Genomic DNA, 15,114 nt, shown 5'->3' with positions numbered 1-15,114 from the left:
GGAGACATTTTGCTCCCGTGGTTCTGTGTGATCTCGACGTTGCCAGGGCTAAAACCATCATTGTTAAATAAACTCAAATTAGAGTCATGGCATTCCATTTTTCATCATGTCCTACGCATTTTCTTCCTCTTTGTGTCTTTTTTATATGTCAACGTTGATTACTATGATTGAACTCTGAAGTATCAGTGAGTCACCCTTTTTAAGAAGGTGATACGTATTTTTGTAGATAAATCACCTGCCCAACTCTCTATAAAGGAAAGAAAATGAAACGTCCAAATTGGTTCCAAGTATCAGCAGAAGGGTCAAAGGCGCTGGGAGCTCTGCATCATTTCGCCACAACAGGAACAAATCTGCCGGAAGAGTTAATTCATTTGGTTTTTTTAAGAGTCTCTCAGATTAATGGTTGCGCGCATTGTATTGATATTCATACTCGCGATCTTATAAAGCAGGGGATGTCGGTAGAGAAAATAGTACTGATTCCAGTATGGGATGAGGCTGCTTACTTATTCTCGGATCTGGAACAAGCGGCACTTGCCTGGGCAGAAGAAGTGACCCGTGTAAGTGAGACACATGCTTCGGATGAAGCCTATTCTGCAGCGCTTTCAGTATTTGGTGAAAAAGATTTGGTTGATTTAACCATCGTGATTGCAACAATGAATGCACTTAATCGTATGGGTATCAGCTTTCGCATGAAGCCGCTAGCCAAAGCGTAAATTCCCCTTCGTTTTCATCTCGCGGTTGGTGATTAATTTTCCCCAATGGAAAAACCGTCGATCCAGCCAGACAAGCCAGTTCAGAACGGATTCATTGATATCTTTAACGGACGATTCAGAGATAAGTGCCTGAACGAGCACTGGCTCAGCGGTATTGTTCACGCCAGGAAAACGATTAATAACTTGGGGTGGGATGATAACGAGCGCCGTCCGCATGTATCGCTGGATCACCTGACGCCAGATGAATTTCCTGCGGACTGGCGCAATGGAATATATGAAAAAAACCAACGGATATGACTCACTGACGTTGTATCTAATACTGGGGACAGGTCAGTTCGTTATTTCAGGATCATTTCATTGAGTTGTAAATTTTGAAAGCGGGATTTTTTCAAAAGTTTCAGCAATACTTGACCTGTTTCCCGCTGATTAATACACTGCAATGTGAGTCATTCCGCAACCCAATGCGAGAACAATTTATAACTTCTGCTTCTCGCGCAAAACAGCCAGTCAACGTGATCCAGACAGTTTACCGCAGTCCTGAAGCATAAAAGGCCGCTTTAATGTATAATCATTTTTGATATTCAAATGGAACCCTATGGATAGCTTATTCGGGCTATCCTGTAAACTGATTAACGGATGCGGATCCAAATAAATGGAATGAATGATTATGACTGAAAATAGCACCCCTCCAAAGAAGCCTAAAAGTCAGATTAACAAAGCGGTATTCTACACATCTGCTTTGTTAATTTTCCTTCTTGTCGCTTTCGCCGCCATATTCCCGGATTTAGCTGACAAAAATTTTAAATTATTGCAACAACAAATATTTACCAATGCCAGTTGGTTTTATGTCTTAGCAGTCGCTCTGATTTTACTGACTGTTACTTTTCTCGGTCTTTCACGTTACGGTGATATCAAGTTAGGACCGGATCACGCCCAGCCCGATTTCAGCTATCACTCGTGGTTTGCGATGCTTTTTTCCGCAGGGATGGGGATCGGTCTGATGTTTTTTGGCGTTGCCGAACCTGTGATGCATTATCTTTCGCCTCCGGTTGGCACTCCTGAGACTGTTGCTGCAGCAAAAGAAGCCTTGCGCCTGACGTTTTTTCACTGGGGGCTGCATGCATGGGCTATCTATGCCATTGTTGCGCTGATTCTGGCATTTTTTAGTTACCGCCACGGCCTGCCTTTAACACTTCGCTCCGCCCTTTATCCAATTATAGGCGATCGCATCTACGGACCTATCGGCCACGCGGTCGATATTTTCGCCGTTATAGGGACGGTCTTTGGCGTTGCAACATCTCTGGGATACGGTGTTTTGCAGGTTAATGCCGGTTTAAACCATCTTTTTGGCGTGCCGATTAATGAGACGGTGCAGGTCATTCTTATTGTAGTCATTACGGGATTAGCGACAATTTCGGTGGTGTCCGGGCTGGATAAGGGGATACGTATCCTGTCGGAAATTAACCTAAGTCTTGCTGTTTTGCTTGTTGTGCTCGTTCTGTGTCTGGGACCGACAGTACTATTATTAAAATCATTTGTGGAAAATACTGGCGGTTATCTTTCAGAACTCGTGAGTAAAACTTTTAACCTTTACGCTTATGAGCCTAAATCAAGCAACTGGCTTGGCGGCTGGACATTATTGTATTGGGGTTGGTGGCTTTCATGGTCGCCGTTTGTAGGAATGTTCATCGCACGGGTTTCTCGTGGCAGAACCATTCGTGAATTTGTTACCGGAGTTCTGTTTGTTCCAGCAGGTTTTACCCTCATGTGGATGACGGTGTTTGGTAATAGCTCTATCTATCTCATCATGACCCAAGGGGCAGATGATCTAGCCAATACCGTGCAGCAGGATGTTGCTCTTGCCCTGTTTAATTTTTTAGAGCATTTTCCGTTTTCTTCGGTGCTGTCATTTATTGCCATGGCGATGGTCGTTGTCTTTTTTATAACTTCTGCTGATTCGGGGGCAATGGTTGTTGATACTCTTGCATCTGGCGGGGTAGCAAATACTCCTGTCTGGCAGCGTATTTTCTGGGCATCGCTTATGGGTATTGTTGCTATTGCGCTGCTGATTGCGGGGGGATTGAGCGCTTTGCAAACGGTGACGATAGCAAGTGCATTACCTTTCTCAATTATTTTATTGATATCAATATATGGACTGTTAAAAGCCCTGCGTCGCGATTTGACTAAGCGCGAAAGCCTGAGTATGGCGACAATTGCCCCGACAGCGGCCCGCAATCCTATTCCGTGGCAGAGAAGATTACGTAATATCGCTCATTTACCAAAGCGTTCCCTGGTGAAACGTTTTATGGGGGATGTTATTCAACCAGCCATGGCATTAGTACAGGAAGAACTGAACAAGCAAGGAACGGTGAGTCATATAAGCGACTCTGATGATGATCGTATTATACTTGAAGTCGATTTAGGCAACGAGTTGAACTTCATATATGAAGTCAGGCTCAGGAGATATGATTCTCCAGCTTTCGCATTGGCTGCGATGGATAATGATGAACAGCAAGCGGAACAACATCGATATTATCGAGCAGAAATCTATCTTAAAGAAGGTGGTCAGAATTACGATGTGATGGGCTGGAACCAAGAGCAGCTTATCAATGATATGCTTGATCAGTACGAGAAGCACCTGCACTTCCTGCACTTGGTTCGTTGACAGATAAATGCCGCCCAACTGGGCGGCATTTATTTTACCTGTAAGTTTATGATTTCCGTAACGATACGTATTGACAGTATCGGTGTCCAGTCGTCAGATTATCGAACGCTAAAAGCCTGCGAAGGCTCTGGCGATCGATTTCATTTAGATTGTCTGGATGGCGAGAACCTTAATATTAAGCTACCTGCTAATGCAGCCAATATCGAACCCAGCAAGACACCTATTTTAACCTCGTCGATGAGTAACTGATTACCTACGAATGCAAGGTTGCCAATAAAGAGACTCATGGTAAATCCAATACCGCATAATATAGATATCCCGTAAATCTGCAGCCAGCTGCTATGGTCAGGGCGTTTAGCAAGTCCACAGAGTACGGCAAGCAAAGCCAGACCAAAAATACCCACCTGCTTACCGAAGAATAGTCCTAAGGCAACCCCAACAGGTACAGGTGATAACAGATCGTCAAGGGTTAACCCCGATAAGGCGACCCCTGCATTGGCAAAACCAAAAAGAGGTAAAATAAAAAAAGTTACCCAAGGATTAACGGCGTGTTCAAGGCGCTCCAGTGGTACAGGTTTTTCTGTTTTGTTGACTCTGAGAGGTATGAAGAAAGCCAATAATATACCGGCGATAGTAGCATGCACCCCCGACTGAAGCATAAAGAACCAAAGCACAAAGCCGACCAGTATGTAAGGTAGTAAACGCGTTACCCCACTGCGATTCAGAATAAAAAGTATTGCCGTCATTGATAACGCACCGGCCAGCATAAGCAATGAGATATCGGCGGTATAAAAGATAGCGATGATAAGTACTGCGCCCATATCATCCAGAATAGCTAATGCAGACAAAAATATTTTTAGTGATACCGGAACCCGATTACCGAGTAAGGCTAAAACGCCTAGCGCGAAGGCGATATCGGTTGCTGCTGGAATAGCCCAACCGCCAATAGTTTCCTCATTCCCGATATTAAAACAGACATAAATCAGCGCAGGTACCAGCATGCCACCTACAGCGGCAAATCCCGGCAATGCGCGTTGACTCCATGTTGCTAACTGTCCGACGAGAAGTTCACGTTTGATCTCGAGTCCGACAAACATAAAAAATATTGCCATTAAAGCATCATTGACCCAGTGTTCGATGGAGAGCCCGATAACTTTTGTTTTTAACAGTTGGCTATAACTTTCTCCAAGAGGTGAGTTCGCGACTATTATTGCGGCTAAAGATGCGACAATAAGAATAATACCCCCGGCCATTGGTGAACTAAAAAAATCAGAAATAGGATTACTGACCCTGTCGGTATGTTTACTTTGTTTTTTTTGCATCTAACCTCCCGAAATTTAAAGCTTGGACTAAAACAACGATTTTTGCGAAATTAATAATGAAAACTTATATTTATCATTGAATTTTCTCTTTTTTAGAACGTTAACACTTTAACATTCAAAATGTTGAATGTTGCTCAGACTATGTAAGTTAGCGTAAAGGGGAGGGCGGTTTATTGATAATGAATAAGAGGAGCAATCTCTGTCAGTGGTTTGTCGTGGTACAGTAAATTTGGCGTCTGATTAAAGACTATACTTTCACCACGACATAAAACATAAGTCAAACACAGGGGCCGGTGGCGCATCCGTACATCATAAACAGTGGGAATAAGGGGAGTAATGGGACCATAGCGGCGGTTCCCAATGCGCTCAGAGTTTTGGTTTTATCATTGATTGATACCACGACAGGCTGTGCCAGCTGGTAGGGGGCGGCCAGTTCTGGAGCGTAGGATGAAGACCAAAATCCTGCAGCTTTAAACAGAACGCCGAGGTTGTTGTTATCCATCTCCACTGCCTGATATTTATTGATAAGCTCTGTATGCTGTCCGGCATCCAGTTTGCGCTTATCAATCACCACCAGATACTCTGCCGTCACTTCATGCTGTTCGACCAAAAAGTTAACCCGTACTCCGGAAGCCTGCTGATGAAAGCGTTCATAAAATGTCTTATAGCGCTGATATTCCTGCGGTACACCGTCACGAAAAAAGCGGTAACTGTATTTAGCTGAGCTGGCGATAATACCTGACTCAATAGGTTTAACTGCCACAATGGTATCGGTAGGGGGCAAGTTTGGCGCACTTGTACATCCGGCGAGAATCGTTACCAGCAGCAATAAATATTTCATCGTATCAGCCATTAATGTCCGTTATTTCCTCTGTGCATCCGACAGATTTTTAGATGCAATTTATAAAATTTCCCCCCTCTGTTTATCATAACTTCCGAACCGGCTTCAATGTTACAGAGGGGAGTCAGTCTCCTTTCTTTGACAGTAGTTCCCCTCATCAAAGCCCAAGACCAGGAAAGGGGGTTATTTAACCACTGAAAAGGTGGTTATGCTGAAGGGCCCGTTTCGCCAGTTCTTTTTCCAGCATGATGACCAGCAAAGGGTATGCGGATGCGGTTAATGCACATATCACCAGCAGCCTGTTAAGACCTTGCGCGGTTATGCCCTGGTCGGGGAGTAATAACGACGAGAGAAAAAATGCGAGGGTGGTTATCAGATACATTATTGCGGTCTGTAGTGAAGAAAAGCGCGCGCGTTTTTCATTCTCAGGATACCGGACAGCAATTGCCGAAGCAGAAACCAGTCGACTATAGGAGGCGCCAAGAAATAAGGTGATAAACAGAAAGGTATTATCATAACCCATCAAAGGGATCAGCAAGCTTGCGATAAATAACAACGTTGAAATTGTTGCCAGCGCCAGAGCAGATAACCGCGATGTCAGAATGCCTGTTATTCTGGTAAATAAATAGCCGGCAATTCCTCCACTTAAAAATAATAAGGGCAGCAGCTTTGGCTGTGCTCCCATATATTGCGTCATTAATGGAATTAAAATCGGAATAATCAGCATAGGACTGAATTGTACCAACGCAGTACAGGAGGCGAAAAGTACGGTTTGTGTATTCAGCGAAAGGCGGACTTTTACGTTTGATGAGGCTTTATCTTTGGGAAGGGTAAAGATAATTAACGGCAAAGATAACAGGCAGAGTGAACTGATTAACCATAGTGCAGTATGCCAGCCATAGTGTGTGCACAAAAATAGTATGGCAGGCATACCGGCAATGCTCACTAGCGAAAAAGAGGCAATTACCGTTGCCAGCATTTTGCCACGCAAGTTTGCGGGGGTGTGATTGATCAAAATACTGATCCCCACCCCCATTGTTGTTCCGCCAACTAATCCTGCGCAAAAGCGCAGTGCCAGAAGAAGGTCAAACTGCGTTGTGAGAGTGGACAGAAATGTGAGGATCCCCAGCAACGCCATATTTTTAAATAAGAAGTGCTTTTGATTAAAACGGTCTATCCAGTAAAAAGCAGCCACCCCTGAAAGCACGGCACCCAGAGTGTACATGCCAGAAACGTAGCCTGAAAAGGATACAGGGACTGAAAACGTGTCTGCCATAAAGGCAAAAACAGGCGTTAATGCCATGTATTCCAGCGCGTTAGTGAACTGAATAAAAGCCATTGCCATGGCTATCCGCATCAAGGCTTTATCATTAAACGGTGGTGTGGTCTGGGACATAACAAGCATCCTGTAAAGAAAAGATGCCTGAGTTTAACCGCTATCACAAGCGATTATTATATGGTAAAAATGGCAATGATTATTATCATATATGGGATAGTTGATGCGCTCGGTTCTGGATTTTAATGCTTTGAAAGTGTTTGTTGCCGTGGTTGAAAGTGAAAGCTTTGTCGGGGCATCGAAAGTCCTTGAAATGCCAACGTCAAATGTGAGTCGTTGTATTTCTCAGTTAGAAGAAAAGCTGAATCTTCAGCTTATTGAGCGTAGCACCCGGCATATGAAACTCACCCAGCCAGGACATCTGCTTTATGCCCGAGCAAAGCCATTACTGGAGGCGCTGGAACAAACTGAAACAGAATTAATGTTACGGCAAGCGCAGTTCAAGGGACCATTACGTCTCTGTATTCCCAATGAAATAGGTCCTGCATTACTGGGTTCTGTTATTGCTGATTTCGCCTGCCAGTATCCGGAGCTGGAGATCAGCTGTGTGACAAATCTTGCCGGTTTAGAGTCCCTGCGCGATGATCTGGATTTAGCGATTATTGTTGCCCGTGGTCAGATAGATGACAGGGACTATATTGCGCGTCATCTGGTGACCATTCCCTGCACCATCGTTGCCGCCCCCTCCGTGATTCAGCGTTATGGCATTCCTGCGCAGATTCAACAATTCGCAGCATTACCCTGTATTACCACGGTAAGTGCACTGAAGGGAGCCCCCTGGCAGTTTGTCAATAAAAAGGGGAGATTCGAAACCATTAAGGTAAAAGGACATTATCGGGTAAACAGTGGAGAGATGGCAGGGCACGCAGCGCTGGCCGGTATTGGTTTTGCCATTTTATCAAAACAGGTCTGCCAGCCCTATATTAACGACGGGCGATTAATCGAGATTGAATTTGAACAATCGGCAGCCCCATTACAACTGTTTGCCCTTTATTCTAATAGGCGTTATTTGCCCGCTAAAACAAGAGCGCTGATTGATCTTATTCATCAGAGATTGAGTCACCAATATGGGGGAGGGAGATAGCAACGCTTCAGACTTGCTATCATCGCGTCCCGTTTTTGTCAGTTGGCTGGTTTGTGGAACAATCCAGCCTGTCTGCGAGGCTCCAGGAAAACCGCCCTGACTGTATTGGGGCGGATAGCCGTCAAAGAGAGTGGATTGTCTCCGACTCCGGAGGCATATGCGCTAAAACAAAGACTTTAAGGATTTCTCTCGCCTCTGGTGCATCCCTGAGTGCCTTTTGCATTTCATCGGGGTGATATCCCTCGTTTAGCAAGGCTTCCGAACGTAAATCTATCATTGTTGCTATGATTTTCGGGGTAACTTCTGGGTGAAACTGCGTTGAAACGGCTTTATCGCTATAGCGAACTATCTGGTGGGCATCATGCCTGGATGAGGCCAGAACCTTTGCCCCCGGAGGGAGTGTTGTGACGGTCTGAAGGTGGGTAAGGTTGGCACTGAATTTCTGTGGAAATGCCCCCGTCAGCGAATCTTCAATACCGGCCTGAGTCAGACTGATATTAAGACAGCCCATTTCGCGACCTTGGGGATGGTAATCCACCGTTCCGCCTAACGCATATGCCATTAGCTGGTGACCATAGCAAACGCCAAACAGCGGCATATTTGCCGCAAAGGCATGACGTATCCATGCTGCTGTATACTCACTCCAGGGAAGCTTATCTGTCACCATATCCCAGGAGCCGGTAATAACGGCAATTCTGCGAGGATCGGGTTCCGGAAGCGCTTCACCGCGGTAGACTTTCACTACCTGGATATCTTCTTTTTTAACCCCCATAGCCTGATGAAACCAGACGGGCAGGTCTCCATGTTGTTCCCTGAGTGCGTCAGGCGGTGTCCCTGTCTGGATCAGTAGTATGGGAGGAAATCCAACCCTGGCGCTGCTCGTTTTCTGGGAAAAAATGTTGTTCACAGCTATCCGGACCTTATTCTGATGTTAGAAAAAAGAGAGATTGAGTGAATAAACCGTCCGATTAGTCAGGATTATTCCGCAGAAGCAATGAGTCTTATCACTCGTTCAATCTCTGTACGCGTCATCGGTTCTCGATCAAAATAATTATGGATACCGATCCCTTCGACAAACGCATCGATAACACGAGCCGTGGCTGGCGTAAAGTGTTGTTCTAATGCCGCCCGGCTTTGTTTCATCCAGCTTTGTGGCAGGCTCTTTAACTGAGGATGTCGGGTCACGAAGGTATAAAGTTCAAAACTCAGCGTCAGCGTGCTGTGAGAACCCCAAATTTTTTGATCGATAAAATCCACAACGGCAATTAACGCCTCTTCTCTTGTTTTGGCAGCACCCAGAACGTCGCGGAACTCGTTACTGATTGATAAAGACAGTTGAGTAAATGCCTCTTCGATCAGTTGGTTGATGCCCTCAAAGTAATAGGTCAGAGACCCAAGAGAGACATCAGCCATTTCGGCCACCTTTCGTGTGGACGTTCCCGTTATGCCATATAGCTCAATGGCTTCAAGGGTGACTGCAATAATACGTTCGCGCCGGGAAGGATCGTAGCGACGCTTGCGGCGAACGGGAGCATTTATCGTGTCTTTTGGGGTGTTCTCATCCATATCTCAATTCTCTTCTGATCCTGCAGGGTATACATTTTTTTATTGTATATGTACACTCGTACGCATCGGCTTTTGTTTTTGTTATTTACTCAATAGTGCGTGCAAACAGAGGGGTATTAAACCCTTTTTCTCAGATTAATTCAGGAGGTTTCAGGTGAACGAAGCGGAAAAAGCGGCTGCCGGCATGTTATATGATGCAAACTATGATGAAGATCTGCTCAGAAGGCGCGATGAAGCGAAATTGAAAATTTTTAAGTTCAATCACACGCCCTTCACTGACAAAGCGCTCAGAAGCGACATTCTCCACAGCCTGCTAGGTAGCCTGGGGGCAAATATCACGATAGAAGGACCTTTCTATTGTGATTATGGTTATCACATTGAGATTGGCGATAACTTCTACGCTAACGTTAATCTGACTATTCTTGATGGCGCCAAAGTCACTATTGGTGACAATGTATTTATTGCACCAAATGTTGGGATCTATACCGCAGGGCATCCCCTTGATATTGAACGCAGGAACAAGGGGCTTGAATATGCACATCCAGTAAAAATTGGCGATAACGTCTGGATAGGGGCGGGTGTTAACATTCTCCCCGGTGTCACCATTGGGTCTGGCGCGGTGATTGGCGCGGGGGCTGTGGTTATCCGTGATGTACCTGAAGATGTAATTGTTGCCGGAAATCCCGCCAGAATAGTCAGAAAAATTACCGATGAAGACCAACGACGCTATAGCTAACACACAGATTTAGCCGATAAATTGTCGTGAATAAAATGAATCCAGGGATAAGAAGACGTTATCTGTGGTTATATATCCCCGCCACAGAAGCGATATTAAAAAAAATGGTCGTACGATTTTCGGTTGTTGGTTATGGGCTGAGGTTCTAGATTTGTCCATAACAACAACAGGAGCGAATCATGGACTTCACGCAACTTCATCATCAAAACAGCCCGTTACTGATTGCCAATGTCTGGGATGTGAGTAGCGCCCGGGCTGCACAACAAGCCGGATACCGGGCATTAGGAACATCAAGTGCGGCAATCGCCGCGATGTTAGGCTATGAAGACGGAGAGTTCATACCATTTGATGAGTTGTTGTATATTGTCTCACGTATTAAATCGGCGGGCAGCCTGCCATTAACAGTGGATATCGAGGCCGGATATGGACAAACGGCGAGCGAAATCGTCGATAATATTAAACGTCTGATCCAAACTGGGGTAGTGGGGATCAATATTGAAGACAGTCTCGTGGCAGAAGGCGTCAGACAGCTGATAAGCCCCGCTCTTTTTGCAACGCGCCTACAGGATATCCGCAGCCATCTTATGCGGGAGAATCTGTCGGTATTTATCAATGTTCGCACCGATACCTATTTACTCAATCATCCTCAGCCGTTACAGGAAACACTGTTACGTGGCCAGTTGTATCAGCAAGCGGGAGCGGATGGTCTTTTTGTCCCATGCCTGACGGCAGAAAATGAGATGGCGGTCTTGTCCCGTGAGATAATATTGCCCTTAAACGTCATGTGTATGCCAGACTTGCCCCGTTTCGATGTTCTCTGGAAGGTGGGTGTAAAGCGTATTTCCATGGGGAACTTTGTCCATGGCGCTTTACAGTCGAAGCTTGAAGAGATGCTGCAATCGATCGGGTCGCAACAGTCATTTTCAGGAGTATTTCATTAATGGAAGTTACCGATAATACTCTGTGTGATATCTGGTATCAGGCGTTACTGGAACGTGCTTCAGATTACACCGGCGTTTTTTTTGTGGGCGTGAAAACAACAGGGGTGTTTTGCCTTTCTGTCTGTCGGGCACGTAAACCGAAACGTGAAAATGTCCTGTTTTATCGTGATATGAAATCTGCACTGGCAGCAGGATATCGCCCCTGTAAAGTTTGCCGTCCGACAGAGAATGCTCATAGTGCCCCTGAATATATTGAACAAGCCCTTCAGCTGGTGCGTCATCAGCCGAAGATCCGTATCACGGATGCCTACCTCCGTACTCACGGTCTCAGTCCGGAAAGAGTGCGGCGTTGGTTTCTCCAGAATCACGGTATTACCTTTCAGGCTTTTCAGCGCATGCAGCGCGTGAATGTAGCGATGCAGGAGTTAAAAGTAGGGCGTTCAGCCACTGATGTTGCTTTTGATAGTGGCTATGAGTCACTAAGTGGTTTTGGTTATACCTATAAACGGATGACCGGAGCGGCCCCGACTAGCGTCAGTGACGTTATCCTGATCCACCGTTTTACTACGCCACTTGGGCCAATGTTTGCCTGTGCGACGGAGCGTGGCATATGTTTGCTGGAATTTACCGACCGACGCATGCTGGAAACCGAATTTCGCGATCTTCAGCGTCTATTTAGGGCCCGGATTATGTCTGGTGAAAACAGCCATACCCGCCAAGCAGAGCAAGAGGTCGGTGAGTATTTCCAGGGAACGCGCCAGCAGTTTGATCTCCAGCTTGATACGCCTGGCAGTGATTTTCAACAAAGCGTCTGGCGGGGATTACGTGATATTCCCTATGGCCAGACCACGCATTACCAGGCGCTTTCAGAACAGATAAACCGACCAACAGCAGTACGTGCGGTTGCCAGTGCGAATGGTGCAAACCGGGTGGCGATTGTTATTCCATGTCATCGAGTGGTGGGTAAGGATGGCAGTATGACAGGATATGGAGGAGGAACTGCGCGTAAGGAGTGGCTGCTTAAGCATGAAAGCCAACATTCTGGCTGATAATACACTCAGTCCGATCCCGGACTGAGTCATTTTAACCGGCTATACCCGTCATACTTCAAGTCGTTTGGGGGGGGAGGCGCGCCGAATCACATCGTTTATCTGTTTTCATCGACGTACTTCACTTCGCGCCTACAAGCAACTCGAATTATTTTGGGTATATATTATTTGGTCAGTAATTCATTACGTACGATTTCAGCACCCGCACTTAAGGCCTGTAATTTACCGCGTGCCACCTGGCGTGGAAGCGGGGCCATACCGCAGTTGGTCGACGGATAGAGTTTATCAGCGTCGACAAACTGTAGCGCTTTACGCAGGGTATCGGCAACTTCTTCTGCTGTTTCAATGGTATGGGTTGCCACATCAATAGCCCCGACCATGACCTTTTTACCGCGAATTAACTCGATAAGATCCATCGGGACGCGGGAATTCTGACATTCCAGTGAAATTATATCGATAGCGGATTTTTGTAACTTAGGGAACGCTTGTTCATATTGACGCCACTCTGATCCCAGCGTTTTTTTCCAGTCGGTATTGGCTTTGATACCATAGCCATAGCAAATATGTACCGCTGTTTCACATTTAAGCCCTTCAATGGCTCTTTCCAGTGTGGCAATGCCCCAGTCATTCACCTCATCGAAGAAGACATTAAACGCGGGTTCATCAAACTGGATGATATCGACACCCGCAGCCTCTAACTCTTTGGCTTCTTGATTAAGAATTTTCGCAAATTCCCATGCAAGTTTTTCACGACTCTTGTAGTGATTATCATAGAGTGTATCGATCATCGTCATCGGTCCTGGCAGTGCCCACTTGATAGGTTGCTGGGTCAATTGACGTAAAAATTTAGCGTCTTCAACGAAAACTGGCTTCTGTCGAGCGACGGCACCAACAACTGTCGGGACACTGGCATCATAGCGATTACGAATTCTGACCGTTTCGCGTTTCTCAAAATCGACACCGTCAAGGTGTTCAATAAACGTGGTGACAAAGTGCTGACGCGTTTGTTCGCCATCACTGACGATATCAATACCTGCCAGCAGCTGTTCTTGTAATGACAAACGTAAGGCGTCTTGCTTACCGTCAATTAACTCCTGGTCTTGTAATTTCCACGGTGACCAGAGTGTTTCAGGCTGTGCCAGCCAGGAAGGTTTCGGTAAGCTGCCCGCAGTTGAAGTTGGTAATAAACGTTTCATAATCGATGACCTTATTTTTTGATTAATCAGAATGCGTATTGAGCGGACCACTGCTCAAGAATTGTCTGGTAGGGTTTGATGAAGATTTCCTCAACAAACTTTCCTTGCTCAATAGCCAACTTGCTACGTTCTTCTCGGTCATAAACAATGCGCGTTAATGAATAATCCTGATGTTTTAAACTCGGCTGATAGTGTTTACCTGCCACTGAGTTTGCGTTATAGATTTCAGGACGATAAATTTTCTGGAACGTATCCATGGTGCTGATGGTGCTGATCAGTTCAAGATTGGTGTAGTCACTCAACAAGTCGCCAGAAAAGTAAAATGCCAGAGGAGCAACACTATTGGCTGGCATAAAGTAACGAACCTTCAGACCCATTTTACTGAAGTACTCATCAGTTAAAGAGTATTCATCTTGCTGATATTCAACGCCCAGTACGGGGTGGATATTTTCCGTACGAATATAGGTCTTGGTATTTGATACGCTGAGACAAATAACCGGCGGCTTAGTAAAGTTTTCTTTATAAGTTTCTGAGTTAACAAAGCATTTAAAGAGATTGCCGTGCAGGATACCAAAATCATCCGGGACGCTAAATGTGTTGCTGTCTTTATTATGCTCAGAAAGTAACACGCTAAAGTCATAATCGCGGACGTAAGAAGAAAAATTATTTCCTACCATGCCACTAATACGTTCGTTGGTTTTTAGATCAATAACGCTGGTTTTCAATATTTCAATTAATGGCAATGCATGCTCATTATTTGCACTGTCAATATTCATCTCCACGGAGATAATGTCGAGTTCAACCTTATAACGATTTCCTTCCGGGTTATCCCAGTGAGCAAGAGAATTGAAACGATTGTCGATCATTTTTAAGGTATTACGCAAGTTTTCCTGGCGACTTGCTCCCCTGGCCAGATTAGCAAAGTTAGTCGTAATACGTGTATTTCCTGAGGGATTATAATTCTCATCGAAACGGATATTTTTAATCTTGAAAGTGAAATCTTTATTCATTGTAATCTGACATCCTGATAGATAAATCTGTTTTTATTTCTTGCTTTTTCAAAGGGGGTGCGATTTTCTTATGGCATTCCCACTCAGTCATCTTCATATTGCTTTTTATTCACAACAATGGATACTGTTATGCCTGAGCCACTGGTTGAGTAAAAGTGATTTAATTTCATTACAACATGAGGGATTTTCATGTTGGGTGATAAAAACAGCAGTTTTTTGTTATGTGCTTTTATGTTGAGTTAAATTATTGTTATAAATCATGTAGTTAATTCTATGTTGTCTGTCAGGCTGGCAACATGACCGAAATGCATCAATGACAAAAACCAAACAACTACCGGGAGGCTATACGTTCGTTGAGTCTCCGGTTAAAGCACAGTTTTTAGCCTTCCCGTAACGCGAATTATTTTGGACGCAGAAATTTTCGTTGCTTATTTTTAATAAGTTCAGGGTTTTAATGAGTGAATGAAGATGAGAAAGCGCTTTATTATTTAAAGTCTAAATCCGTCAGATTTAAATAATAAGTAATAACGGGCAGTTTTATTTTCAATTTTTTTTGAAGAGAACCCGACAGACGTCGGGTCACCACAAGGCTATCATCATTAATATAATTGGGTGCACAACCGAATCATTTTAAAGTGGTTTCGGTGCCTCCAGT

13 protein-coding genes and 1 pseudogene are annotated in these 15,114 nt (G+C 44.9%); 7 read left to right on the top strand and 7 right to left on the bottom strand.

The window, feature by feature from the left end; genetic code table 11:
* The first annotated feature begins 263 nt into the window (after positions 1-263).
* The 3 genes and pseudogenes from Q1A40_RS00625 (at position 264) to Q1A40_RS00615 (ending at position 3,378) form a co-directional block, all read left to right on the top strand.
* Entirely contained in the window at positions 264-713 is a 450-nt protein-coding gene (locus tag Q1A40_RS00625; RefSeq protein ID WP_299996429.1) for a carboxymuconolactone decarboxylase family protein, read from the top strand.
* Between the two features lie 60 nt (positions 714-773).
* Positions 774-1,010, top strand: a pseudogene (locus Q1A40_RS00620) (transposase); the annotation flags it as partial.
* Positions 1,011-1,380: 370 nt separating this feature from the next.
* Positions 1,381-3,378 (top strand): choline BCCT transporter BetT, encoded by a 1,998-nt coding sequence (locus Q1A40_RS00615; RefSeq protein ID WP_299996427.1) that lies wholly within the window; start codon positions 1,381-1,383, stop codon positions 3,376-3,378.
* Between the two features lie 140 nt (positions 3,379-3,518).
* Here Q1A40_RS00615 and nhaA read toward each other — a convergent pair whose 3' ends face one another.
* The 3 genes from nhaA to Q1A40_RS00600 form a co-directional block, all read right to left on the bottom strand.
* Positions 3,519-4,700 (bottom strand): Na+/H+ antiporter NhaA, encoded by a 1,182-nt coding sequence (nhaA, locus tag Q1A40_RS00610; protein WP_299996424.1) that lies wholly within the window; start codon positions 4,698-4,700, stop codon positions 3,519-3,521.
* 277 nt (positions 4,701-4,977) lie between these two features.
* Positions 4,978-5,541 (bottom strand): hypothetical protein, encoded by a 564-nt coding sequence (locus Q1A40_RS00605; protein WP_299997809.1) that lies wholly within the window; start codon positions 5,539-5,541, stop codon positions 4,978-4,980.
* Between the two features lie 187 nt (positions 5,542-5,728).
* Positions 5,729-6,937: an MFS transporter gene (locus Q1A40_RS00600; protein WP_299996421.1), complete on the bottom strand. Its 1,209-nt coding sequence runs from the start codon at positions 6,935-6,937 to the stop codon at positions 5,729-5,731.
* A gap of 103 nt (positions 6,938-7,040) precedes the next feature.
* Here Q1A40_RS00600 and Q1A40_RS00595 point away from each other — a divergent pair, with 103 nt between their 5' ends.
* Positions 7,041-7,961 (top strand): LysR family transcriptional regulator, encoded by a 921-nt coding sequence (locus tag Q1A40_RS00595; RefSeq protein ID WP_299996419.1) that lies wholly within the window; start codon positions 7,041-7,043, stop codon positions 7,959-7,961.
* Between the two features lie 121 nt (positions 7,962-8,082).
* Here Q1A40_RS00595 and Q1A40_RS00590 read toward each other — a convergent pair whose 3' ends face one another.
* Complete coding sequence (locus tag Q1A40_RS00590) at positions 8,083-8,868, bottom strand: glutamine amidotransferase (protein ID WP_299996416.1); 786 nt, start codon at positions 8,866-8,868, stop codon at positions 8,083-8,085.
* Between the two features lie 71 nt (positions 8,869-8,939).
* Positions 8,940-9,527: a TetR/AcrR family transcriptional regulator gene (locus Q1A40_RS00585; protein ID WP_299996414.1), complete on the bottom strand. Its 588-nt coding sequence runs from the start codon at positions 9,525-9,527 to the stop codon at positions 8,940-8,942.
* A gap of 154 nt (positions 9,528-9,681) precedes the next feature.
* Here Q1A40_RS00585 and Q1A40_RS00580 point away from each other — a divergent pair, with 154 nt between their 5' ends.
* The 3 genes from Q1A40_RS00580 to Q1A40_RS00570 all read left to right on the top strand — a co-directional run bounded on the left by Q1A40_RS00580 (position 9,682) and on the right by Q1A40_RS00570 (position 12,253).
* Complete coding sequence (locus tag Q1A40_RS00580) at positions 9,682-10,263, top strand: sugar O-acetyltransferase (RefSeq protein WP_299996412.1); 582 nt, start codon at positions 9,682-9,684, stop codon at positions 10,261-10,263.
* Positions 10,264-10,442: 179 nt separating this feature from the next.
* Positions 10,443-11,204, top strand: coding sequence for an isocitrate lyase/phosphoenolpyruvate mutase family protein (locus Q1A40_RS00575; protein ID WP_299996410.1), 762 nt, complete (start codon positions 10,443-10,445; stop codon positions 11,202-11,204).
* Positions 11,204-12,253: a bifunctional transcriptional activator/DNA repair enzyme AdaA gene (locus Q1A40_RS00570; protein WP_299996408.1), complete on the top strand. Its 1,050-nt coding sequence runs from the start codon at positions 11,204-11,206 to the stop codon at positions 12,251-12,253. The genes Q1A40_RS00575 and Q1A40_RS00570 overlap by 1 nt, the downstream gene beginning before the upstream one ends.
* A 164-nt stretch (positions 12,254-12,417) precedes the next feature.
* Here Q1A40_RS00570 and Q1A40_RS00565 read toward each other — a convergent pair whose 3' ends face one another.
* Positions 12,418-13,449: a methionine synthase gene (locus Q1A40_RS00565; RefSeq protein WP_299996406.1), complete on the bottom strand. Its 1,032-nt coding sequence runs from the start codon at positions 13,447-13,449 to the stop codon at positions 12,418-12,420.
* Positions 13,450-13,475: 26 nt separating this feature from the next.
* Positions 13,476-14,459 (bottom strand): DUF1852 domain-containing protein, encoded by a 984-nt coding sequence (locus tag Q1A40_RS00560; RefSeq protein WP_299996404.1) that lies wholly within the window; start codon positions 14,457-14,459, stop codon positions 13,476-13,478.
* Positions 14,460-15,114: the final 655 nt, after the last annotated feature.

Source organism: uncultured Cedecea sp. (assembly GCF_947498825.1).
Taxonomy (GTDB): domain Bacteria; phylum Pseudomonadota; class Gammaproteobacteria; order Enterobacterales; family Enterobacteriaceae; genus JGM124.
This window is presented reverse-complemented; position numbering and strand designations above follow the sequence as displayed.